Genomic DNA, 23,592 nt, shown 5'->3' on the forward strand with positions numbered 1-23,592 from the left:
CAGTAGTGTGCAGCGCTATGGGTGCGATGTTCCGAGCCTCTTTGCGCATCGTCCGCGGCCAACCGCGGGTGATGCTTGTCCTTTTGGCGACGCTGCTGATGTTCACGGCGGCGGCGTGCAAGAAACCGAAGGGCCCGACGTGCAAGGGCGACGTCGATTGCACCGACGGCAAGATCTGCCGCGATGGCGTGTGCCAGATGTGCAAGAGCAATGACGACTGCGGCGATGGCAAGACGTGCGAGGCCGGCGCCTGCACGGCCGTTTCGTGCAAGACCGATACGGATTGCACGACCGGCAGCTGCATCGATGGCACCTGTCAGATGTGCGATGCGGATGCCGACTGCGGTGCGGGCGGCGCTTGCAAGAGCGGCTTGTGCGTCCGCAGCAAGGCGTGCACCAGCGACGATCAATGTGCCGACGACGAGGATTGCGTCGAGCGCCGTTGTCAAAAGGCGTGGAGCCCCGCCGCCGCGGTCGCCGGCAGTTGCGAGCTTTCGACGGTCTTCTTCGCCTACGACGACGACGCCATCGCCACCACCGAGCGCGACAAGTTAGGTGTAAACGCGCAATGCCTCGAAACGTCGGTGGGCAAGCAGATCTATCTCTTTGGCCACACGGACGACAGCGGCACCGACGAGTACAACATCGCGCTCTCCGAACGCCGTGCCGCCGCGGTCGCCGACTACCTATCGCGCCTCGGCATTGATCCGACGCGGATGCAGGTGGTGCCCAAGGGTGAAACGCAAGCCAGCGGCGCCGGCGCCGACAAAGATCGCCGCGTCGAATTCACCTGGAAGTAGGAAGGCGCCCATGAGTACGCTTTCACCCGCCCGCGCGCGCTTGTTGACAACCCTCGCCCTCGTGCTGCTCGCCTCCAGCCTCACCGGCTGCTTCTGGGTAACCACCAAAAAAGAAGGCGCGGCGCTGCGCCGTGACGTCACCACCCTCAACGCGAAGGTCGAATCCGATTTGCTCACGCAACTCACCGAGCAACGCTCGGCGTTCGAAGAGGCCACCAAGTTGCTCAAACGCAACGCCGCAGACTTTGGCGATGAGCTGCGTACCACCGGCGATGAGCTGCGGATCATGCGCGGCCAGTTAACCAAGAGTGAGCAAGCCACCGCCGAGCTGGTCGATGCCATCAAGGCGCAAGAGGCCAAGTTGGCGGCCATGGAGGCGCGGCTGTTTGTGCTCGAAGGCAAGGCGCCAACCGGCGCGGCGCTCACCGCGGAAGACTTGTGGGCCGCAGGCAAGCTCGCCTTTGAGGGCAAAAAATTTGCGGAAGCCCGCGAACACTATCGCTAGCTGGCGCTAACGTTTCCAAGCCACGAGCGCGCAGATGACTCCATCTATTTCCGTGGCGAAGCGTATTTTCGCGAAGATGACTTCGACTCCGCCATCCGCGAGTATCGCCGCGTGTACGACATGTTCGCCACCAGCCAGCTCGCCGACGATGCGTTGTTTCGCGCCGGCGAGGCGGCCGAAAAGATGAAGCACTGTACCGAGGCGCGCACGTACTTTGGACTGTTGCTGCAAAAGTATGCCAGCTCAAGCCTCGCCAAGCGCGCCGGCGAACTCGACAAGGCGCTGAAGGCGGCCGCCAAAGACAAGTCGCGCTGCAAAAGCTAGACAGAACGCATTGGGTGGGTAAATTTCGGTGTACGGCTTCGCGAGCCTCGTTACAGCCAGACGGCTGCGCCTCGGCATCGCGCGTGCATGAGTTGGCGCGGCCTGGCTCTTACGAAACACAAGCGCACGATTCCAGCATTCGGACACTAGCGTGTCCGCGTTCTGTCCTCCGCTATTTCGGGTCTTAGATTAGGCAATTCTGGCTAGCGCGCCAATCGGGCAGGCCCAGCGGTGGCCGACTCGCCAAATTCGGCCAGCGAGGTACAATTAGCGCATGGCGGCCAAGGTTGAGATCTACACGACAAGCACTTGCGGCTATTGCAGGGCGGCCCTGGCGTTGTTGCGCAAGCTCGAGGTCACCTTCACGCAACACGATGTAACTGGCAAGCCGGACGTGCGCGCATGGCTCGTGCAGCAGACCGGGCGCACAACCGTGCCGCAAATATTTATTGGCGGGCGCGCCATTGGCGGATTTGACGATTTGGCTGCGCTGCATCGCGGTGGCGCGCTCGCCAAGCTTATCGCAGCTAACGATTCGGCCTAGCGCACGTTGGGACGCGCTACGTTCTTGGCCCTAAAGCTGGCGATGCGCTTGATCAGATCGTAGGGAATCGCCTGATCGAGCGGAAACTGCACCGAGCCGCGCCCCTGCTTGTAAACGGCGAGCTGCTTTTTAAACGCGGCATGGCCAGTTGGCGTGGCATAAAAGCCGACGTGTTTTTTGTAACCGGCAAAGTATACCAGCGCCTTGCCGTTCAATTTGTAGGCGGGCATGCCGTAGCTAATCGACTCCTCGGCGCTAGGCACCGCGGTGCGAATGGCTGCCCGAATGCGTTTTAAGATGCGCCGCACCTCGGGCGGAAACGCGGCGATATACGCCCCCACGTCGGCGGTTTTGAGTGCCTTCATCGCGCCATGGTACGGCCAGCGAGGCGGCGGTGGATAGGGCTAGCAAGCCCTCCAGGGCGGGAGCCTAAGGGGTGATCGCGCCCCATAGGCGCTAGTTAGGCGCTAGTTAGGCGCTAGTTAGGCGCTAGTTAGGCGCTAGTTAGGCGCTCGCGATGGCCTCTATCCTATTTGATTCATTGAGGACTTGGTTGGCCGCCCATGGCATGGCCGTTGCACTATTGGACCTCATCATGAAACAACCGAGGTCTTCGCTTCCCAGCATCGTGCTCGCTGCCGGCCTCACGGCATCCGCCGGAGCCTGCGTCGATATAGCTGATTCGTCGCAGGGGGCGCCAGACGAGGATAAGGCCCAGCTTTGGCGCGAGCTGCGCGTGGGCCTGCACCATTCTGAGGACCGCATGTCCTATCAGTTACGCGTCCTTTCGCAAGACGACGTCGAGGCTGGACGAGCTGACCTTTTTTCCGAACGCTGCCCTAGCGCGGCACCGGGCGAAGTTGGCGCTTATTGTCCTGTTGCGATTACTAGCGATGCCATGCTCTCCAGCCTCCGCGAGCTTACGACGATGCGCATTGAGCGTCTCGCCGCTGCGCCAGACGTATACATGGCCGAAGGGGCAGACGTCTACCTGACCGCGCTAACCTCGGATGTCCCGCTAATCGTCGACAATGCCGACGCGCTCACGCTGGCCGGTGAGGAGGTTTACCTCGGCTATATGCCCGACAGGTTTGCAGCCTTTGGCGAAATGATGATTGAGGAAATGCTCGAGCGCGGCGACATAGGGCGTCCGGGCCAGGACTATGGGCCGGTCAAATTTGCGTTGCGGGATGCTCACCGCCACTATGCGCCCAACTCCATCGGGCTGACCGCTGTTGATAAAGCAGGAGCGGCAGGTTTTGTATTTTCAGGCGCAACTCTTGTGCATTCGGTCACCACGTATCACTTTTCTGACGTCGATAATTTCAGGCAAGACTTAGGCGTAACCGCCAATGACCACGTCGATGCTGCCACCCTCGCTGACAGCGTCATGCGTCTGCCTGGTGGGCATGACGACCCGCCGGGACTCTACCGCGCAATCATTATTGACGGCGACTTCATCATTCTCGATGGATTTAGAAAAATTAGCGTCCCCGAATAGCGTTACGCCTTGCGAATAGACACCCTGGCGTCGTTGTAGCAAGCCCCGCCACCTAGATCGGTGAGGGTTGCCGGTACCAAGGCGTTGGTGGTGCGGCCATTGCGCGAGTGCTTGGCCCACATGCCCTTGGGCGCTACCAGCACGCCCGGGCGGACCTCGCTTGCAACCTCGCAAATGGCGCGCATGACGCCGAGTTCGTTTTGCAAGAGCACCTCGTCGCCATCGGCGATGCCATGCGCGGCGGCATCACTCGGCGCGATTTGCACCGGCACTTGATGCTCGCGCAATTGGCCAAACGTCGATGTGATCTGCGTCGATAGCGCCGGCGAGATCAGCGTGAACGGATGGTTGGTCGCCGCAGCGTCAACGTCTTGCGCACTGCGATAATGATACAGGCCACCCGGCGCCGCGGCGTCGAGCCCCGCCGGCACGAGCTCAATTTTGCCGCTTGGCGTCTTGGGCAACGCGCCCGCAAACAGCACGGGATTCGCGACCACAGGCGTCGCGACGCCGTCACGCGCGATCGCCTGCTTGAGGCGCTCGCCGCGCGGCGAGGCCGCGAAGATCGCATCGACGAGATCTTCATCGGTCATGGCGTCGCCGCCGCGAACCAGGTCAAAACGCCCGAGCAATTCGGCGAACATCTGGTTGTTGCTGCGTGACTGGCCAAACGGCGCCACCGCGGGCTCGCTGTCAAACAGACGCATGTTGCCATAGCCGCGCCGCACCTCGCGATGCTCGAGAAACGAGGTCGCCGGCAAGACCACGTCGGCATAGTGCGCCGTGTCGGTCATGATTTGATCGTGTACGACGACAAAGACGTCGCGCGAGGCCAGGCCGCGACGCACGGCCTCTTGATCAGGCGCGGTTGCGAGCGCATTGCAGTTATAGTTAAACAACACGCGCACCGGCGGATCTTGCCATTGCGTCAGCGCCTCGCCGAGCGCCACCATGTTGAGCTGGCGCGTGGTGGATGGCGCTGGCAACGGTTCGGCGATGCCGCCCTCGGCGCTAACGCCCCAATCGGCCTTGCCGTTGCTCATGAGAAAGCCGGCGCCGGGCGCGCCAAACGCGCCGACGAGCGCCGGCAGCGCCAAGATCGCCGCCGCCGCGCTGCCGCCGTTGCGATTGCGCTCGACGCCGTAGCCACAGCGGATCATCGCGGGTTTCGTGGTGGCAAACGCCCTCGCCACGGCGGCGATATCCTCCGCTGCCACGCCGGTAACCTCGACGGCGCGGGCCAGCGGCCATGCGGCGGCGCGGGCGCGAAATTCGGCGACGCCGCTGACGTGCTCGTCGAGAAAGGCGGCATCGCTCAGGCCGTGCTCAAACATGTAGTTGGCCATCGCAAGCGCAAGCGGCAGGTCCGTACCGGGCAGTGGCGCGAGATGAAAGTCCGCGCGCGCGGCGAGTGGAATGCGACGCGGATCGATGACGACGAGCTTTGCGCCCTGGGCGCGTGCGCGCTCGATGACGGGGACGGTGTGGATGCCGGTGGCCGACGGGTTGATGCCCCAGAGCACGATGAAGCGGCTGTGCTCCATGTCCTCGATCGCCATGCCGGGGACGCCGCCATAAGGCTTTCGTGCGCCTCGCCGGTCGGCTTGGCGCATAGCGTGCGCAGACACTGCGCCCGCCCAGGCGCCGCCAAAATCGCGTCGCCAAGGCACCCTCGGTGAGCCAACCGTTTGAGCCGCCATAGTGATACGGCACAATTGCCTGCGCGCCATGCTCAGCGATCGCCGCGCGAATGTGGGCCTCGATGAGGTTCATGGCCTCATCCCATGTCGCCTCGCGAAACTGCGCGCGCGCGGCCGCGTGATCGGCCGGCGGCTCGAGCCGCTTGGCCGCTACGCGAATGAGCGGGGTCGCCAAGCGCTCGCGGCAGTAGAGATGGTCCGCGAGCTTGCGCACCTTGCCGCAGATAAAGCCGTCGGTCAGCGGCGTACGCCTGTCGCCATCGACCTCGGTGACGCGCGTGCCCTCGGCGTTGACGGTGACGCTCAGCCCGCAGGTATCGGGGCAATCTAGCGGACAGGCGCTGGCGACGACGTTGGGCTCGGCCATAGGCGCTCACTATAGCCGAAAACTACGCCGTGCACGTCGGCCCATCGCACTCGTCCGATTTTCGGACTTTCGTAGTAGTCGCCGCGGTGCCACACCCAGTTGCCAAGTTTTGCCACCACGCGGTGCATCTGCAGCGTGCCATCGGCGAGTGCAAAAAGAATGACGTCGCCGCGCCGCACCTCGCGCCGGTGGCGCACCCCGCGCACGGTCACCACCTCGCCTCGCGCGATGGTCGGCGACATCGAATCACCGGCGCAGGTAACCGCGACGCGGTGGCCTTGTGCCAGCTGCGCCAGCACGAGCGAAGTCTGGAGCGTCATGTTTGTCTAGCAGCGCCAGCGCGCAAACGCTTAGCTGCGATTTGGGTTGCCGCCGGGGCAAACCAGCGGATTGCTCTTGGCACACGATAACGCCAAGGTCTCAAAGACCTCTTCGCTCACCACGGCGGGCGCTTCGTACGGTCGCTTGATGCGAGCTGGCGGCACGGCGCCTGGCTTGTTGCTGCTTGGTGTATCGCTCACAGCATAAGCCTACCACGCTACACCGGGCCTGGCTACGGTTTTAGGGCCGCCAACAGGGTGGTCACCACGCGGTCAACGTCGCCGTCGCTCATGCTGCTGCCGCTAGGCAAGCACAAACCGGTGTCAAATAGCCGCGCGCCATAAGCCCCCCCAAAAACCTCGCAACCGGCAAACACCGGCTGCAGATGCATGGGCTTCCACAGGGGGCGCGATTCGATGTCGGCGGCCTCCAGCGCCAAGCGAATGTGCTCGCGGTCGACCATAATAACTGTCGGATCGATCACAAGGCAGGTCAGCCAGGCATTGCCGCGGCACCATGGGGCGTCTGAAAGCAAGCTGAGGCCTGGCACGTCGGCTAAGGCAGCGGCGTAGCGCGCGCGTATAGCGCGGCGGCGCGCGACCCTTTCGCCAAGCACGGCGAGTTGCGCGCGGCCGACCGCGGCGAGCAAATTGCTTAGCCGATAGTTGTAGCCGATGTGTTCGTGCTGGTAGTGCGGCGCCGGTTCGCGCGCCTGCGTCGACAACTTGCGGGCAAACGCGAGCTGCTCGGCGCTAGCCGCCATCAACATGCCACCGCCGCTCGTGGTGATAATCTTGTTGCCGTTGAACGAAAAAACACTTAGCTCGCCCTGAAGGCCGGCGGGCACCCACGCACCTGTGCTCTCACGCCACTGGCTGCCGAGTGCCTCGGCCGCATCTTGCACCAGCGGCACCCCATGCCGCGCGCAGATCTCGCGTAATGCGGCATAGTCGCAAAGCTGGCCATACAAGTCGACGGCGAGCACCGCGCCGATGCGCCCGCCCCGCGCGCGCAGCGCCATGATCGCCTCTTCCAGCAGCGCTGGCGACATCGTCCACGACGCGTCGCAATCGATAAAGACGGGCCGCGCGCCGACATAGGCGATCGCGTTGGCGCTGGCGGCAAACGTCATATCCGAACAAAGCACGTAATCGTCGCGCCTTACGCCAAGCGCCAGCAGCGCCAAGTGGAGCGCGGCGGTGCCGCTGGCGAGCGCAAGCGTCTGGCCGCCGCCGCACGCGGCCGAAAATTCTTTTTCGAAGGCGTCGACGTGCGGGCCGAGCGGCGCGATCCAATTCGACGCGAGGGCCTCCGCCACCATGGCGGCCTCGGTGCCCGCGAGGTGCGGCGGGGACAAATGAAGGCGGGCCATGGCGCGTCTACTATAATCAATTATCGCGCCAAGTCGCGTCGCGATCGATGGCGATCGTGGTGGTAGGCGCGGGGGGCACCGATACCCCGCACCGCGCGCCGAGGTACGCCACCCACCGCGCGGCGACGTGCCGGGCATCAAACGCCGCCATCGCGCGCGCGCGCGCCGCCGCGCCGTGGCGGGCCCGAAGCTGCGGTTGGTGCGCGTAGATCGCGAGCGCCTTGGCCAACGCGCCCGCATCTCCTGGTGGCACCAGCGTGCCCGTCTCGCCGTCGATCACCGCGTCGCGGCAGCCGACAATATCGCTGGCCACCACCGGCAAAGTCATGGCGCCTGCCTCGATCAGCACGTTGCCAAAGCCTTCGCGATGTGAGGGCAGCACCAGCATGTCCACCGCGGCGTAGCTGGCACCGAGGTCGCGCTGATGTGGCAGCCAACGCACGCGCGGCTGCGCACAAAGCGCCCCCCAGGCGGCGGCATCCACCGGATCCGTCGCGTCGTGATTGCCAACCAACAACAAGTGGAAGCGCGGCGATGTCGCGAGCTGCGCCCAGGCCTGCGCTAGCGTCGCAAGGCCCTTATCGCGCGCAAGGCGGCCGAAATAGCCGACGATGACGGCGTCGGCGTCGGGCTCAGCGCCGATCGCCGTGCCGAGCAGCTGCCGCCGCAGCTCGCGCCCGGCGACGGCGTGGCGCGCCGGATCAAAGTAACGCAGCTCCACGCCATGAGACGAACCGGCACCCAGGACGGTAAGCTTGCGCGACGCCGCCAACCGCAGCGCCACCGCTTGTTGCGCCAGCGAGGGGCTGATCGCGAGCGTATGATCGGCGAGGCGACAGGTCAGCCATTGCGCGGCAAAGGTGAGCCAGCGCTTGGGCCCCCGCAGCGTGACATGGCGAATCCCACGTAGGGTGTGATGTGCCACCGGCACCCGCGCCAGCTTGCTGGCGAGCATGGCGAGCAAAGCGGCCTTGGGCGTTGAGCCGTCGACCAACGTCGGCCGCCAAGCGCGAAATAGCTGCGCCAATTGGCTAATTGCGCGCAGATCCGCCCATGGCGACATCGCGCGGCGCATAGGCACCACGACGTACTGCGCGCCTTCCGCCGCCGCGAGATCGGCGGCCGACGCCCCACTGTCGTCATCGCTGCTGACCAGGATGACGCGCACGCCTGCGCGCACCAGCTCGCGCAGCTGGCCGCGAAAAAACTCCGCGCTGCTCGCGCTGGTGATCACAAACACCGCCAGCGGAGACGCTGCCACGGCCGGCTCCATCATGGCGTCGTGTTGGCGCCGGCGCTGGCAAATTCGCTGCCCGGCCATTTACGCGCATATGCCGCGCGGGCGGCCTGCTGTGCTCGCAACGCCGCGTCAACAACCTCGCGCGCTTCAACTAAATCCGTCAGCGGCGAAATACGCGTCGCGATGGCCCTCGCAAAATGCGTAAGCTGTTGGCGCAGCGGCGTATCGCCCGCGGCCTGCGCCGCCGGCAGCGGCTGCCAAGCCGGCGCCGCGCCCTCCACAGGCTCGCCCGCGGCATACAACGTCGTCAGCGCGCCATGCTCATCGCAAACCACGGCGAGCTGCCCCTTAGTTCCGCGCACGCCCCAACTGCGCACGCGGCGCCCGCCCAGCCGCGATAGAAACAACCTCGCCGTCGGGCCATCTGCGTACGCCAACCGCAAGGCCACCTGGGCCAACGTCTTGGTCGCTTCATCCAGCGCGACGTTGCTCGCCTCGATGCTCTCGGGGGCGCGCCGCAACATGGCCGCGAGCAACGAAAAATCGTGCGTGCCAAGGCTCCAAATGACATCTTCATCGACGCGCACGCCGCCATCGTTGGAGCGCTCGATCTCGCAATGCACCACGTCGCCGACGAGGCCCACATGCACCGCGGCCATTAACTGCCGGAAGGCCGGCGCATAGCGCATCAGATGCCCCGCCATAACCATGCGAGCTGGCGCTTGCGCCTTGGCGGCGGCGGCGAGCGTCTCCACCTCGACGAGCGTTTGCGCGACGGGCTTTTCGATCAGCACGTCCTTGCCGGCGGCGAGCGCGGCGGTGGCTAAGGCGACATGCGTCGCCGCGGGCGTCGCGATCACCACCGCGGTAAGTCGCGGATCGGCCAAGACGGCGTCCAGGTCTCGCGTCGTTGCAAGTTGGCCCGCGCCTCCAGCCGCCGCGAAGTGCGCGGTGGCCTCGGCGCGCGCACGCTCGTCGAGATCGCACGCCGCGCGCAACGAAAAATCTGGGTGGCCTGCCAACGTCGCGACGTATTTTAGCCCCCAAGTTCCCGTGCCAATGACAGCGATGGAAATGCGGGACATGGCGCCGGTTCTGCTCAGGCTAGACTAGAAGGCGGCGCGAAGCCCCAGCATGACCTCGTCGCGGCCAAAACTCGGGTCGTCGCTAAAGCCTTGGTAGACCGAGCGATACTCGGTGGTCACCACCGTGCCAAGGTACTGCAGCGTCAGCGCGTAGCGTTCGCCAAAGGTGTAGCCCGCGCGCGCCACCAAGCTAAACACAAAGTCGTCGCGCACCGGCGCGCCGATATGCACCGGGATGCCGCCGTAGCGGCGAAGCCGTGCCGCGACGCCGCCGCTTAGCTGGATGCGACCGAGCAGATGAACGGCGCGCGCGTCGAAGCGATGATCGCGATAGAAATTTGCATTCACCGAGTCGAAGCGATCGAGCTCGTACTCGAGGGTTAGCCCGCCGCGCTCCGAGTACCGATAGCCCCACTCGAGCCCAACCACCGGCGCGTTGTAGCCAAGCCCAGACGAATAGCCCGCGTACTGCCAACCCGCGCGCAGCTTGATCGTCATCGATTCAGAGAGCTTGGTCGCAATGCCCGCGACGCCGCGGATGGGTTGCGAGCTCGATTTGTAGGGCGTGCCATTGAGATCGGTCGAGCCGATCGGCCCAAAGAAACCATAGGTAACATCGGCAAACAGGCGCGTAAACGGCAGCCATTGCCAGTTCCCTTGCAGGCCGATGGTGTGATTCATGCGATTGGCAAATTGCGTCTCGGATGCCTCGAAGATGTCGAGGTAGTTCTCGTAGCGCAGTTGTCCCCAAATCGCGCCGCCACCCGGCGCCCACGTCGCGCCAACGATGAGGTGATTGGAGAGGCGCGCGGTTGACGAGTTGTCCTCAAAGTTGCGCGGCCGAATATCGCGCAGCAAGCGCTCGTCGAGCTGGAACGACAGCGGCCGACCTGGGCGAAACTTAAACTCGCCGTCGATGTCGAAATTCAGGTTGCGCTGATCGCGCACGGTGGCGCGATCCGACAACATTTCTTCATACGTAAGGCGCGCGCCGACGCGCATCTCGACGTCGCGCGGCGCCGCGTCTTTGGCCGGCTCCTCAAAATCAAAGGACTCTTCGGTCGCGATTTTTTTAGACGCCAGGTCGAGCTTGGCGCTAAGGCGCATGATGCCCGCGCCTATCGCGCCCGCGTCCTGGTAGAAGACGTTGCTGATATAGCCAGCCTCGGCCTCGACCGCCGGGTGCAAAACCAGGCTATCGCCAACCGAGATGCCGGGGCCTTCCACGTCAGTCGCAGGCACCAGCGAGGCAACCTGGGCCTCGGCTTGGCCTGGCGCGAACGCCAACCCCATCACGCCTAGCCCGGCGAGTACGAAAGATCCGAGGCGCTTCATTTGGGTTACAGCGGCGCAAACGGGCTAGCGTATACCGTTCCCTCAAGACGCGTGTGATCCGTGTCGCCCGAGTTATCGGCGATCAGATCATCGTCGTCGGTTGGATTATTGTCGGAGTTCAGGCCCGTGACGCTCACGGCATTGGGCCCGACAAAGACGATTTCTTCGCCAAGACAGGTCTCGGCATCGTCGCGTTGGCCGGCGACTTTCTCATGCGAAATTTGCAGCTGCCCAAGTTGGTGTTCTTGCTCTGCAATATCTTCGGCGGCGGTGGCTTCGGTCAGCGCGATGGTCGCGATGTCGGCCAGATTTAGGAGCTGCTTGGCGACGACGAGGCGATCGTTGACGCAATTGAGCTTGATGACGTCTTTGTCTTTGCGCGCTTGGGCTTGCAGTTGGAGAATGCGGCGCAGCATTTTTTGCATTTCGCTGCTGTATTGCGCCGCTTGCTTAGAGATCTCTTTTGCCGACAGGCCCATCGTCGGCTTGGCCTTCTCGGCCACGACCGGCGCTACGACTGGCGCTACGACTGGCGGCGCAACCGGCGGTGCGACCTCAGGCGTTGCAACGACAGGTTCGACCACTGGCGCCGGCGCGGGGGCTGGCTGGGCAACCAACAGTTGGCCAGCGCCTCCCACGGCGAGCGAGCCCATGATGATGGTCGCCGCCAGAATTCGCATTGGGTCACGCAGTGGTTTCATAAGAAAATCCTACAATGTCGATAATTTACATACTGACACGGGTTCGGTCAACTTGTAGCGAACATTCGTCATAAGGATTGCAACCTTGGTCACACGTCTGTCCCTCTCCAGAGGGCGGGAGCGACGACGACAGCACCCCCTAATGTAGCCTCACACGCCAAGCAAGCCCAGCTGACCGAGCGACGCTCAGGGCCAGTGCCACCACCTCGCGGGGACCTTGGCATAGTGCGATTTTTTGCCCTACCTGCAGAGGTCGTGTGGGCGCAAGTGCGACAGCCATGCGGTTTAGATCCGGAGTGCACAAACGGGTTAGCAGCGAACGCGGCCGCGCGTCTATTTGGGTGGGCAACCCCAGCGTGGCCTGAGTGATGTAGCGCCACACACTGAACATCCGTGCCATCCGCGCGTTCGCGGCGGCGTCTCGCAAGTCGTCCCACGTCGGCTCTAAGGCACCGGCCGCCACCGTCTGGGCTTGCCAATGTCTCATAAGCAACGCGCCATCGACGACATTGACCAAGGGCACATAAAACTCGTGGCGAGCCATGTGCGCGATGTGCAGCAACAACGCGTCGAGCGGCGCAAGCTGCCAACCGTCGACGCCGCGATCGATCGCGCGCGCCCACCACGCCTCGGCGTTTAAGCCCGTCCGATCTGCATGCGCGATATGGCGATGCAGATCGATGGCAACCCCGACGCTCGCCGCGCCGCCGCGCCGTTTGAAGGTCATGGCATGGTGAGACGACGCGCGCTGATGGACGCCGCCGGTATGTGCAAAACCGCTGGCCCCAAGCACCTCGCAGGCGGCGTTAAACGCATCTGCGGGCACCAAGACATCGATATCCGACATGGGCCGCAAGCCCGGATCGTCGTAGAGGTCGAGCGCATAGGCCATGCCCTTAATCGGCGCCGCGGCGATGCCGCGCTTTGCAAACGCGGCGACTACCTCGCGCCACAACTCGCGCCGGACGTCCCAAAGCAGGGCATTCGCGATCGCATCGCGGCGGCATTGCGCCAAGCCGGCGCGCGCCGCCAGCGGCCCAAGCATGTGCTCACGCACCAGGCGCAGCGCCGCCGGCGACAGCGTCCACGACGCCGGCTCGCGCGGCTGGCTAGTCAGCGCACCGAGCTGCAGCTTCGCGGCCACCGTCCGCAGCACGGACAACACCTCATCGGCACGTGGGACGCTTAACGACGACATGGTGCGGCGGCGCGCGCCCATGCTACCCTCGCGCCGTGGACGTTTCTACCGCAACCTATCGCCGCAATCCACTGACGGCCGGACGCATCGTCGATGGCCAGGCGTTCGTCATTACGCCGGACAACAACAAGCTGCACTCGCTCAACGCCACGGCGACGCATTTGTGGGTTGCGGCGGCGAGTGGCCTAACCCTGCCGCAAGCCGCAACCGCGTTATGTGACGAGTTTGACGTCACCTTCGACACCGCGCTGGCCGATGCGGCGCGCTGCATGGATGATCTGGTGGCGCGGGGTATTTTGGTTGCCCTTGCCTGAGGTCGACCTCGGCTACGACGCGGTCGCACATCAATACGATGCGTGGCACGGCGACGAGATAAGCGTGCGGCGCTTTGCGCGCATCGAGGCGGACATGCTGCGGGCGGCCAATGCCGCGCGCGTCGTGCTGGAGATCGGCGTCGGCACGGGGCGATTTCTCTCGCAGGTGCGCGCACCACAGCGCATTGGGGTCGACCCGTCACCGCGCATGCTCGACGTGGCGCAGGCGCGCGCGCACGACGACACGCGGCGCGACGCTGGGCTTGCCGCAATGGACTTGCGCCTTGGCGATGCCCACGCGCTGCCGGTGCGCGATGCCAGCGTGGATGTCGTCGTCGCGCCCAAGGGCGTGTTTCGCTATCTGCGCTGGGAAGCCGCGTTTGCCGAGGTGTGGCGCGTCCTCGTCCCTGGCGGCCAGGCCTTTGTGCATCAGTATCGCGCGCCGAAGCTACCGTTGCGGCAGCGCTGGTCGCTCAACCACATCGTGATGCATCGGTTGTCGTCAATCTACGAGGCCAGCGATTTGGTGCACGTGCGCGAGATCGAGACGCTCGCGAGCTGGGAGGCCGCGGCACGCGGCGCGGGCTTTGCGGAAGTGACCAGCGCCTGTTGGCGGCCGCTGCGCATACCGCCCTATGTCATCGCCGTGCCGTGCGCGCTGCCAGCGTGGTCGCATGTCGTAACGCGGCTGATCAAGCGGCCGTAAGCGGCGGCCCCGAGTCCGTGTCTTAGTTCTGCTTTGGCGGCGGCGGCGTCATGCGCAGCGCCTGCGGCAGATCGATGCCGGTGATCACGTCGCGATGCTTGTAGATCAGGCGGCGCAACGCGACGCTTAGACCATTTTCCAACTTGTGGCTGACGAGGCCCTTGATGATGCCGCCTTTCGAGGTGGCGCGCGCCTCGGCGGTTGCGGGATCTTTGCCAAAGAACAGCCCCAAGAATATTTTTTCGGTGATGGCGGCGTTTAACGCCGGCCCCGCGAGAAACCATTTATGGAGCTCAATGGCGTCGCCATCGATCTTCACGTCTTGCAGCAGCGCGACGGGCTTGCCCTTGGAGATGACCATAATGCCGGTGCCAGCCGCGGGGCGGTCGTATTGATCGAGCTGGTAGGAGCGCAGGCTAAGCGCATCAATGCCCAACGCCGCGATGATTTCAGTTGGCGTGGTGGCGTCGATCACGGCCTGCAGATTGCTGCCTTCTGGCCATTGAAAGGCATTGCTCGATTCGATCTGGAGGTAGTGATCTTTTAATAGCCGCACGCCGTCGGTGCCGGTTTCATTGACATTTTTATCTTCGGTGAGCAAAAAGGTAGCCTGCACCCCGAGCTGATCGGCACGCGTGAGGTCAAACAACGGGCCGCTGCGGCCGCTTTGCGCGTCGCCCAGGAAGCCGCCGGCGATCGACGACAGGGTTTCTGAAATATTGGAATCGGTCGCGGGGTTATAGCCGCGCGCCGACATGCGCGTGCCCTTGACCGTGTTGGTCACGAGTTCCTGCAGTTTTGTTTGGATCGTGGACTGCCAATTGAGGCCGCCAAATTCTGATGAACGAAAGGTCACGGTGACGACGCCCGTGGCGAAGTCGTAGCGAACCTCATCGAGCTCTTCGTTGATGGGCCCCAGCACGTCGATAAACAAGGGTGCGTCGATGGTCAGCGAGTCCAGCGAGGCGCTCATGACGAGCCGCTCTTGCCGCGTCGTGTAAACGTCGACCAGGCCGCTCTTGTAGAGCCAGGTATTGGGTGGAATGGTGAACCACACGCTGAGTTTTTGCGGTGAAAGCCACGGCGGCATGCCGAAAGACTTGTCGCCGTCTTCGTCCTCCCACTCGTAGAGGTGCGAGTCGTCTTGCTCGACCGGGTCGATGCAGGCCGAGGCGGCAATGCCAAGGCCCGCGGTAGCGACGAGCGCGACCAAGGCTGAGGTGGCGTGGTGACTAGAAGGTCGCGGTCGACGGGATTGGCGCTGCATCCCAGAGGGTAATGCAACGCGTACGCCAAGACAGCGCGAATGATTTCATTTAGTTAGGCGGCCACGGGTGAGGCCACGCCGGCCTCGCAGGTGACGGCAGTCCCCGCCCCGAGCGATGGTGGTACCGTCGCGGCGATGCGCCGGCTGTGCCTGTCGAATCTCGAAATCGAGCTGCGCGAACTCAACCCGGGCGCGCTCGCGGGGTTGTGGCATGGCTATGCGCGTTTTCCATCGTGGAAAAACGTGCCCGATTTGGTGATCGAGATTGAGCGTCTCGCGGCGCTGCCGGCGGCGCATGCGCCCGACGAGATATTCCCCGCCTTTGCGCGCGAGCGGGCGGCAGCTGGCGGCGCGGCGCAGACGGCGTTGCGCCTGCGCCGCTACGACGCGTGGGGCGAGATTTCGCGCGGCGCCGACGGCCGCTATGTCGCCCGCTTCACCGTCGGCCCGAGCGCCAATAGCCTCGAGGCCTGTCTGCGGATCGCGATTTCTGCGGCACTGCCGAGCACGGGCGCGATCTTAATGCATTCGTCGGCGGTGAAGCTGGGCGGCGCGGCCTTGGTGTTTTCGGGCGTAAGCGGCGCCGGCAAGAGCACGATTTCCGAGCTGCTCGCGACGCGCGAGGGGCTCGAAAAGCTCGCCGACGAACTGCTGCTGCTGCAGTCTCCGCGCGCGCCAGGACAGGCGTGGTCGCTCGTCGTCGCGCCGTTCTTGGGTGCCGCCGGGCTCCCGCATGGCGCGTCGCTCCCGCTGACCGCGGTGCACATGCTTATACAAGCCCCCGCTCATCGCAAGCGCCGCATGCCCGCTGGCGAGGCCTTGCGCGAGGTGATGAAGCACATCTTGGTTTACACCGGGTTACCTGGCACCGCCGAGGCCGTGCTGGGCGTGGCCGCCCGTTTGTGCGCCGAGGTGCCGGTGTATGCCCTTGAATTTGAGCTTACGACCCCATTACGGCCAATCCTGAGCCCGCCGGCGGCGGATTCGCGACAATCGTCATAGTCCAGCCCGGCAATGCGCTCTATCCTTACAGCGTGAAGATTTCGCAGGGTGCCGCCGACCTGCTCGCCGAGCGAGCGTTTCGCGCCAAGGCACCGGTGACGGCGACCTTCCAGGTGACGGATCGCTGTAACTACGCGTGCACGCATTGCTATCAAGAGCACGTCGATAAAAACGAGCTGTCGTTTGACGAGGTCGCGCGCATCCTCGGCGAATTGGCCGACGCGGGCGTGTTGTTTTTGACGCTGATGGGCGGCGAGTTTTTCATGCGACGCGACGCCGATGACATCTTGCGCCGGGCGCACGAGCTCGGCTTTGCGATCAAGCTGCTCACCACGGGCCATCACGTGACCGACAAGCGCGCCGATTTTTTGGCAACCATGCGGCCGCTGCAGGTCGACATGTCGCTCTACGCCGCGACGCCGCATCTGCATGAGGGCGTCACCCGGCAAGAGGGTTCGTGGGCGCGCACCGTCGCGGCGGCAAAGCGCCTGATCGCGCGGCAGATTCCGGTGGTGCTCAAGGCACCGGTGATGGAGACAAATGCCGGCGATCTGGACGAGCTGGCAAAACTCGCCACCGCGATGGGCGCGCAATACGCGTTCGACGCCAAGATCACCGCCATGGAGACGGGCGAGCAAGCGCCAGTCAATCTGCGCATGCGCGAGTCGACGCTGCGCACGTTTTATGGCGAAACCATGCAGCAGTATCTCGCGCAAACGTATGCCGGCCACGACGCGGCCGCGCGCGAGTCGCTGCGCCCACTCGAGCATTCGCCCTGCCGCGCCGGCCAACAGTCGGTTTCGATCAACCCGCAGGGCCAGGTGTGGCCGTGCAACGCCTTGCCAATGCCCGTGGGCGATTTGCGCCAGCAAGCCTTTGCGGAGATTTGGTTTGGCTCAAAGGCGCTCGACGAGGTGAGGCACCTCACGTGGGCATCGATCGCCGAGTGCAATCGATGCGAGCTTCGCGCCTATTGTCAGCGCTGTCACGGCATGGCCTTGGTCGAGCAAGGCGCCATCGCGGGACCATCGCTTGAGGCGTGCCGCCATGCGGTCGCGGTGCGCGACACGTTGCGCGAACAGGGCCTTATTGCGGCGACCGAGACGGCGATGCCGCCAACATGGAGCCGGGTCGATGCCGATGGTCAACATGGCGAACGCACGCGCACGTCAGGCCACCTTGGCGAATCGACGACATCCGCACCAATCGCTAGCAAGCGCCGCCCCAAGGGGTTGCGCGTACTTTGAGACTTGCACTTTCGTGGGGGAACATCGTGAATAAATCACAATTACTGGGTGCGCTTGGCGCGTTTGGCTTTTGACGTTGACGTCGCTTACGACGCTTGGCTGCGGCGACGGCGATCTTTGCCGAGAGGCGATCGCCATCGAGCTCGAGACGCCGACCGGGGTGATCAACGTCGATGGCAACCCCGAGTTGCAAGGCACGCAGCTCGACGTCGTGGTCACGACCAATGCGCAGGCGCGGGTACCGCTCTTGCTCACGGTGACGCGGGCCGACGGCGAGGAGGTTACCAGCCAGGTGCTGCTTGCCCCAGGAGATGGCACCGCGACATTTCGCGATGTCACCGTGCCCAGCGGCGAGCTGACGTTTGCCGTGACCGCCGAGGCTGGGGCGTGCGGCCGCGCCAGCGACGACCTTGTCGCGCAGATCGCGATTGATGCCAATTGTACGCTCGCGCTTGATCCGACCCCGCACGAAAATGCGTTCTATGCTCCGCGGCTGGTGCTGCGCGCCAGCGACGACCTCGACGCCGAGGTGGACGATCTACAAGTCGACGCGACGCTCGGTGCCCTGCCCGGTTACGGCGTGGAGTTCATCGCCGTTGACGGGGAAGGCAGCGAAGAGGTGCTGCACAGCATCGAAGCGATCGAGGACGAGCCGGTGACGGCGCGCGTGACCTTGCGCGACGGCGAGCGCACGCTGTTTACCCGCTGCACCTCGCCCGACGCGGCCAGCGATGAAACGTTGACGCCGGGCGAATCGGGCCATCAAGCGCTGTTTGTCGATAACGTGGCGCCAACCTGCGAATTCACCACGCCCTTGGCCGGCTCTTCCATCACCACCGCCGCCGACAAGGACGATGCCATCGGCAACGGCTTGCAATACGATCTGGTGCTCGCGGTGGCAGACGCCGACGCCCAGGGCGAGAGCGCCACGATCTCGATCACGCCGCCTGGCAGCACGACGGCGGTGGACGCGGAGGTGCCGATTACGTTTGGCCAGGCCGTGCTTGAGGCAACCTTCACCGATACCGGCGCCGAGGCGTGGCAGCTCGCCGCGACCGCGAGCGATCGCGCCGGCAACACCTGCGAGGCCGTCAGCGATCTGCGCGTGGTGTTTGGTGGTTGCGAAATCACCGCGACCTCGGCTCCAACTAACATTGATGCCAACCCCGGGACCGCCGGCGTGCAGGTGACTGCCAATGTGCAGGTCGCCGCGGCGTGCATCGGGCGCACTATTACCTCGGATTGCGGCAGCAACGACCCTGGCGGCGTCGCGACCGGCAACAACAACTTTGCGGTCACCGTGTGCGCTGGCAGTTCGTGCGAGACGCAGCAAACCTGCACCTTTCGCGTCACCACGGCCGGCGGCATCGAGACCACCGACTCGGTGCAGCTCGCCTTTGATAACATTGCGCCGGCGGTGGCGCTGCAGCTCATCGCGCCGCCGGTATCGTGCGGCAACACGATCACGGCGGCCGACGACGCGAATCCCGGCTTGCCTGGGGTGCAGGCCATCGTGCGCGTGCTCGCCTCGCTCACCACGGATCGTGAACTCGTACACACCAAGCCCGATACGTCGACGGAGACCTTAGATGGCAACGTCGCCGGCGGCGAGGTGACGGTAACGCTTGAGCCAGGTCTTAACACCTTCCGCGGCCATGCCACGGATACGTTTGGCAATGCGGCGCAGAGCGCGTTGTGCAGCCTCACCTTGGCTGACCTCGCGGTTTCCTTCTCGCCGCCGATCGCCGACGGCCTCGTCGGCGCGCTCGATGGCACGCTTAGCGGCGGCGATCTGGTGCTCGATATTTGCGGCACCGTCAGCGAGTCGGGTACCGCGGTTGAAATTGAAATCGATGGCGGCGCCGCGTTGGCGGCCATCGAAAATGGCAACACCTGGTGCGTCGATAACGTCGCGCTGGCAAACGGCGCGCATACCATCTTCGCTGAGGCGACCATTGGGCCGCGCGTTGGCCAGGCGACGCTGGCGCTCATGGTCGATTTGACGCCGCCACCAGCCGTCACCGCCGTGGTGGCGACGCCGCTGACGCGGCAATCGCTGCAGCTGCAATGGACGGCGCCGAGCAACGTCAGCGACGTCGCGGGCTATGTCATCAAGGCGAGCAATTCGCCGATTAACGAAGGTAACTTTGATGCCTTGCCGGTGGCGTTGACCGTGGTTGGCGCCGGCGCGGCAAATTCGACCCAGCTTGCCAATCTCGCCTCGCTGCGGCCAGGCGCGCTGGTACATCTCGCGGTGGTCGCGTTTGATGCCGCGAGCAATCGCTCAACCCTCGCCAGCGGCTCGGCGACCTTGGCCTTTACCAAGATCGGACCGGCCTTTCTCGGCTTTCCAATTGGCGATGCCGCGCTCGGCCGCACCATGGTCAGCGGGCGCTTTAACAGCGATGCGTTTGACGATCTGGCCGTTGCGGCGCCCTTTGAGGCCGACGGCCTGGGGCGCGTCTACGTATATTTTGGCAGCGCGAATGGCACCGCGGTAACGCCTGGCGCGACGCTGCAAGGCACCGAGGCGAGCGCGCAATTTGGCAATGGCCTGACCGCGATGCGTTGGAGCAGCGCCACCATGGACGATCTGGCGGTGGGCTCGCCGCTCGCCGGCGGCATCGACGGTCGCATCTACATCTTCGAGCCAGGTGCGTCGGGTCTTGCGGGCACCAAGCTCGATACGAGCGCCGAGGTGACCATCAATGCCGCGGGTGGATGGTTTGCCTTCGGCGCCATCGGCTACACCCTGACGACTGCGCGCTTTGACGGCGACGCCAACGATGACCTGATTATCGGCGCGGTGGCGGCCAATGGCTTTCTCGGCGGCGCGGCAGTGATCTACGGCGGCACCATCACCGGCAATGTGGTTGACCTTGACGACACCGACTTCACCGGTCTTGGCGGCGCGGCGGTGTCGATCATCAACAATCCAAATCCCGCGGCGACCGACCTTTTTGCCAACTACGTGCACAACGTCGGCAAGACCGGGGGCGCTAGCGATCTCACCGATGATTTGCTGATTGGCTATTCCGACGACGTCGCGTCCGCGAGCACCACCAACAACCGCGTGCTCCTCATGCGCGGCACGGTGGCGCGGCCCGCCGACAACACCGTCGCCGTGCGCGCCTTTGACGTCGCCCGCGACGTGATCTTTGATCTCGATAGCGTCGACACCACCACGGACTTTGCCGCCGCGGCCTCTTCGATCGATGACCAAAACAGCGACGGCGCGCGCGATGTCGTTATTTCGGCATTTCGCGAGGGCACCGGCGCGGTCTATGTGGTGGATGGAAACGTGCTCGGCAACGCGCAAGGCATCGCGCTGTTGTCGAACGCGACGCTGCGTCTCTCCCGGATCACCGGCGCCGCGCCGCACACCTTATTCGGCGTCGCGATCGCAAATAACAGCCTCGCGAGCGCCGCCGACATCGACAACGATGGCCTGGAAGATCTTGTCATCGCGGCGAGCACGGCGCCCGGCGCGGTCTACGTGGTTTGGTACGGCGGCTCGATCCCTTCCGGCAACGCCACCTCGGCCAGCGCTAACTACGTCTTGCCCGCCGATGCCTCAATCTCGATGTCGTATCCCAACAACGGCGGCGCCGGCGGCGTGCTGCTTTGGTGCGACGTCAACGGCGATGGCCTCGACGACCTGGCGCTCTCGAGCAGCCACGACAACACGCGCGACGGCTTGTTTGAAGTGCTGACGCGCTAAATAGGAGCTTGATATGTCTATCGTGCAAATCGTAGAGCTTAGGCCGCAAGACCTCGCAGCCACGGCGAAGGACGTGCTTTCGGCGTGGCAAGGGGGGCTGGTGGTCGTGATCAAGGCGCCGCGAGGCGAGGCGTTGGCCGACGTCCGCGCCGTCTACGACGCGCTGTTGCCGAGGCTTGGGACCCCGCACTTTTTGGCGGAAGACTCGCGCGTAGGCGATCGCAGCGCGCAACGCACGGGCGAACTTTGGATGGAGGTCAGATACGACCCAACCATCCCAGATGCGTATCGCCACTCACCCAATGCGCAGCCGCTGCATACAGATGGCTCTTACATTCCGTCGTTTCCTAACGCGACGCTGATGTGTTGCATTGCCAATGCGGGGCAAGGCGGCGAGACGACGTTTATCGGGGCACCCGCGCTGGTCGAGGTGCTGGCCGCCGAGGCGCCAGGTTTGTTGGCGCGACTTGAGCGCACGCTCATGCCGCATGCGCGGTCCGGCGATGCGCGCACGGTGCCGGTGATTCGGCGCGAGGCTGGCACAATCTTGATGAACTGGAATTACTATTGCGTCGCCGGCGATGTCGCCCCAGAGGTCGCCGCCTTGCGCCAAGAGTTTTTTGACTTCTTGCGCGATTCGCCTGGGGTCGCGGCCGCAACGACGGCCGTGAAATTGGCGCCTGGCGATGCGGTGGTGTGGCATGACGACCGCCTGCTGCACGGGCGCAACGCCTTTGTCGCCCATGCCGTGGCCGAGCGCTTTCTGTGGAAATGCGCGGTCGACGTGGGCGTGTTTGCTTGAAGCTGTCGCGCCTGGCCTTTGGCTCGATGCGCCTCCACGAGCGCTCGCTTGATGATGCGGCCTGGCTCAGCTTGCTGCGCGCATCGCTCGATGCGGGCGTGACCACCTTGCACTCGTCGACCGAGTACGAGAGCCACGATCGGTTCTGCGGGCTGCTGCGCCAGCTTGGCGCCGGCGATCGCGTGCAACACATCGTAAAGCTCGCCGAACCTCATTTTGGCGATGCCGCGTTTGATCGCGCGCGCCTAGTTGCCAAGGTCGACGCGTATCTGCAGCAGCTGGGCACCTCTACGTTGGATGCCGTCCAGTGGATGTGGCGCGGCGACCTTAAAGACGAGGCCGGCAGGTTGCGGGGGTTTTCGGCGCAAATTGACGAAATCGTCGACGCGTTTGCCGAGCTCAAGCGTGCTGGCAAGGTAGCAGCCGTTGCGCCCTTCCCGTACACCGCAGCCTTTGCCGATGCGCTCATTTCGCACGGCGGCTTTGACGGCCTCGCGGTGTACCTCAATTCGCTGGAGCGCGACATGGTGCCGCAAATCGAGCGCGCGGCCGATGCCGGCATGGGCACCATTGCCATTCGTCCGTTGGCCGCCGGCAAGGCGCTGGCAGCGGCCTCGCCCGCGCAATGCCTTGCCGAAGTTTTGCGACAACGCGGCGTCAATTGCGCGGTGGTTACGTATTCGTCACTAGCTCATCTTGAGGATTTGGTCGCCGCCGTTTAGGCCCACATCGCGGCGCGGTCGTAGGCGGCCTCGACGCCATCGACGGTCCGCCGTATGTCGAAGATTTCATGCGCGCGGCGTTTCGCGGCGGCAGCGCGGCGAGCGGCCTCGTCTGGGCGCGCCAGCGCATCAAGAATAGCCACCGCCAACTCGGCGGGCTGGCGCGGCGGCACCAACCATCCGGTCTCGCCATCGCGCACCATATCCGGGTGACCGCCCACGCGCGTGGCGATCGCCGGCACCCCAAGCAAGGCGCCCTCTCCGGTGCCGCCAAGATTCTCGCTATGCGACGGATACAGCGCGATGTTGAAATCGGCGTACATGTCGCGCACGTCGCTGCGCGTACCGAGAAATACCACTTGGTCGCCTAGGCGTTCTTTGCCATAGCGCACGATGCGCTGAAAGTAGGCCTCTGCGTGCCCCCATGGCCCGCCGACAAATACCAGCAATGCGTTTGGATGGGTTTGGCGCACACGCACCATGGCATCAATGGCGTCTTCGTGGCCTTTGAGGCCCCGGGTTTGCCCCAAATAGCGCTTTGGCGCATATGCATAGGCGAGCATGCCGATGATAGGCACGTCGTCGGCGACGCCCAGCTCCCGCCGCAAGGTGCCTGGTGGCCGCGGGATAAACGAATCGACGTCCATGCCGTTGTAAACCATAAAGGTGCGCTCGGCGGGTACGCCGCGGCGAATGTACTCGGCCTGCGTCCATGTGCACGACCCGATCCAGCCATCTCGTTCCCCCGCGGTTGCAAGCTCGGCACGCGCGGTCGCCTCGTATTCCATGTGAAGCGGACCGGGCACATGAAACAGCCT

Annotated in this window: 24 protein-coding genes and 1 pseudogene; 12 read left to right on the forward strand and 13 right to left on the reverse strand. The window is 64.5% G+C overall.

What is annotated here, in order from left to right:
• Window positions 1-26 precede the first annotated feature (26 nt).
• From IPL79_13525 to grxC, 4 genes are all read left to right on the forward strand, one after another.
• On the forward strand, window positions 27-800 hold the full coding sequence (locus tag IPL79_13525) for an OmpA family protein (protein ID MBK9072005.1): 774 nt from the start codon (window positions 27-29) through the stop codon (window positions 798-800).
• Window positions 801-810: 10 nt separating this feature from the next.
• Window positions 811-1,305 (forward strand): hypothetical protein, encoded by a 495-nt coding sequence (locus IPL79_13530; protein ID MBK9072006.1) that lies wholly within the window; start codon window positions 811-813, stop codon window positions 1,303-1,305.
• 120 nt (window positions 1,306-1,425) lie between these two features.
• Window positions 1,426-1,629 carry a hypothetical protein gene (locus IPL79_13535; GenBank protein MBK9072007.1) on the forward strand — a complete coding sequence of 68 codons (204 nt, stop codon included), beginning with the start codon at window positions 1,426-1,428 and terminating at the stop codon, window positions 1,627-1,629.
• A 274-nt stretch (window positions 1,630-1,903) separates the two neighbouring features.
• Window positions 1,904-2,173 (forward strand): glutaredoxin 3, encoded by a 270-nt coding sequence (gene grxC / locus IPL79_13540; GenBank protein MBK9072008.1) that lies wholly within the window; start codon window positions 1,904-1,906, stop codon window positions 2,171-2,173.
• Here grxC and IPL79_13545 read toward each other — a convergent pair.
• Window positions 2,170-2,538, reverse strand: a complete 369-nt coding sequence (locus IPL79_13545) for a DUF1801 domain-containing protein (GenBank protein ID MBK9072009.1) — start codon at window positions 2,536-2,538, stop codon at window positions 2,170-2,172. The two genes, grxC and IPL79_13545, sit on opposite strands and share 4 nt — an antisense overlap.
• 218 nt (window positions 2,539-2,756) lie before the next feature.
• Between IPL79_13545 and IPL79_13550 the strand changes: the two genes are divergently transcribed.
• The gene (locus tag IPL79_13550) at window positions 2,757-3,674 is read left to right on the forward strand and encodes a hypothetical protein (GenBank protein MBK9072010.1); all 918 of its coding nucleotides are present in this window, start codon (window positions 2,757-2,759) and stop codon (window positions 3,672-3,674) included.
• Between the two features lie 2 nt (window positions 3,675-3,676).
• On the opposite strand, the gene IPL79_13555 is transcribed toward IPL79_13550, so the two are convergent.
• The 10 genes and pseudogenes from IPL79_13555 to IPL79_13600 all read right to left on the reverse strand — a co-directional run bounded on the left by IPL79_13555 (window position 3,677) and on the right by IPL79_13600 (window position 12,993).
• A complete protein-coding gene (locus IPL79_13555) occupies window positions 3,677-5,233 on the reverse strand; it encodes a molybdopterin-dependent oxidoreductase (GenBank protein MBK9072011.1) in 1,557 nt (518 codons plus the stop codon).
• A 34-nt stretch (window positions 5,234-5,267) separates the two neighbouring features.
• Window positions 5,268-5,681 (reverse strand): annotated as a pseudogene (locus tag IPL79_13560) (molybdopterin-dependent oxidoreductase).
• A gap of 20 nt (window positions 5,682-5,701) precedes the next feature.
• On the reverse strand, window positions 5,702-6,061 hold the full coding sequence (locus IPL79_13565; protein ID MBK9072012.1) for a S24/S26 family peptidase: 360 nt from the start codon (window positions 6,059-6,061) through the stop codon (window positions 5,702-5,704).
• A gap of 30 nt (window positions 6,062-6,091) precedes the next feature.
• Window positions 6,092-6,262: a hypothetical protein gene (locus IPL79_13570; GenBank protein MBK9072013.1), complete on the reverse strand. Its 171-nt coding sequence runs from the start codon at window positions 6,260-6,262 to the stop codon at window positions 6,092-6,094.
• 32 nt (window positions 6,263-6,294) lie between these two features.
• Window positions 6,295-7,434, reverse strand: a complete 1,140-nt coding sequence (locus IPL79_13575) for an aminotransferase class I/II-fold pyridoxal phosphate-dependent enzyme (GenBank protein MBK9072014.1) — start codon at window positions 7,432-7,434, stop codon at window positions 6,295-6,297.
• Window positions 7,435-7,450: 16 nt separating this feature from the next.
• Window positions 7,451-8,695 (reverse strand): glycosyltransferase, encoded by a 1,245-nt coding sequence (locus tag IPL79_13580; GenBank protein ID MBK9072015.1) that lies wholly within the window; start codon window positions 8,693-8,695, stop codon window positions 7,451-7,453.
• A gap of 11 nt (window positions 8,696-8,706) precedes the next feature.
• Window positions 8,707-9,759, reverse strand: a complete 1,053-nt coding sequence (locus IPL79_13585; GenBank protein ID MBK9072016.1) for a Gfo/Idh/MocA family oxidoreductase — start codon at window positions 9,757-9,759, stop codon at window positions 8,707-8,709.
• Between the two features lie 24 nt (window positions 9,760-9,783).
• Window positions 9,784-11,094, reverse strand: a complete 1,311-nt coding sequence (locus tag IPL79_13590; protein ID MBK9072017.1) for a hypothetical protein — start codon at window positions 11,092-11,094, stop codon at window positions 9,784-9,786.
• A gap of 5 nt (window positions 11,095-11,099) precedes the next feature.
• Complete coding sequence (locus tag IPL79_13595) at window positions 11,100-11,795, reverse strand: hypothetical protein (protein MBK9072018.1); 696 nt, start codon at window positions 11,793-11,795, stop codon at window positions 11,100-11,102.
• A gap of 139 nt (window positions 11,796-11,934) precedes the next feature.
• A complete protein-coding gene (locus tag IPL79_13600; protein ID MBK9072019.1) occupies window positions 11,935-12,993 on the reverse strand; it encodes a nucleotidyltransferase family protein in 1,059 nt (352 codons plus the stop codon).
• Window positions 12,994-13,028: 35 nt separating this feature from the next.
• Here IPL79_13600 and IPL79_13605 point away from each other — a divergent pair, with 35 nt between their 5' ends.
• Entirely contained in the window at window positions 13,029-13,307 is a 279-nt protein-coding gene (locus IPL79_13605) for a PqqD family protein (GenBank protein MBK9072020.1), read from the forward strand.
• The gene (locus tag IPL79_13610; protein MBK9072021.1) at window positions 13,300-14,013 is read left to right on the forward strand and encodes a class I SAM-dependent methyltransferase; all 714 of its coding nucleotides are present in this window, start codon (window positions 13,300-13,302) and stop codon (window positions 14,011-14,013) included. Before IPL79_13605 ends, IPL79_13610 begins: the two co-directional genes overlap by 8 nt.
• Window positions 14,014-14,035: 22 nt before the next feature.
• Here the strand turns inward: IPL79_13610 and IPL79_13615 are convergent, their stop codons facing one another.
• Window positions 14,036-15,280, reverse strand: a complete 1,245-nt coding sequence (locus tag IPL79_13615; protein ID MBK9072022.1) for a hypothetical protein — start codon at window positions 15,278-15,280, stop codon at window positions 14,036-14,038.
• Between the two features lie 90 nt (window positions 15,281-15,370).
• Here IPL79_13615 and IPL79_13620 point away from each other — a divergent pair, with 90 nt between their 5' ends.
• The 5 genes from IPL79_13620 (at window position 15,371) to IPL79_13640 (ending at window position 22,774) form a co-directional block, all read left to right on the forward strand.
• Window positions 15,371-16,282, forward strand: coding sequence for a hypothetical protein (locus IPL79_13620; protein MBK9072023.1), 912 nt, complete (start codon window positions 15,371-15,373; stop codon window positions 16,280-16,282).
• 32 nt (window positions 16,283-16,314) lie between these two features.
• Entirely contained in the window at window positions 16,315-17,529 is a 1,215-nt protein-coding gene (locus IPL79_13625; GenBank protein ID MBK9072024.1) for a radical SAM protein, read from the forward strand.
• A 76-nt stretch (window positions 17,530-17,605) separates the two neighbouring features.
• Entirely contained in the window at window positions 17,606-21,250 is a 3,645-nt protein-coding gene (locus IPL79_13630) for a VCBS repeat-containing protein (protein MBK9072025.1), read from the forward strand.
• Window positions 21,251-21,263: 13 nt separating this feature from the next.
• Complete coding sequence (locus IPL79_13635) at window positions 21,264-22,052, forward strand: TauD/TfdA family dioxygenase (GenBank protein ID MBK9072026.1); 789 nt, start codon at window positions 21,264-21,266, stop codon at window positions 22,050-22,052.
• Entirely contained in the window at window positions 22,049-22,774 is a 726-nt protein-coding gene (locus tag IPL79_13640) for an aldo/keto reductase (GenBank protein MBK9072027.1), read from the forward strand. Before IPL79_13635 ends, IPL79_13640 begins: the two co-directional genes overlap by 4 nt.
• On the opposite strand, the gene IPL79_13645 is transcribed toward IPL79_13640, so the two are convergent.
• Window positions 22,771-23,580, reverse strand: a complete 810-nt coding sequence (locus IPL79_13645; protein MBK9072028.1) for a glycosyltransferase family 4 protein — start codon at window positions 23,578-23,580, stop codon at window positions 22,771-22,773. The two genes, IPL79_13640 and IPL79_13645, sit on opposite strands and share 4 nt — an antisense overlap.
• Between the last annotated feature and the right edge of the window lie 12 nt (window positions 23,581-23,592).

It is taken from the genome of Myxococcales bacterium (assembly GCA_016716835.1).
Taxonomy (GTDB): Bacteria; Myxococcota_A; Polyangia; order Haliangiales; family Haliangiaceae; genus JADJUW01.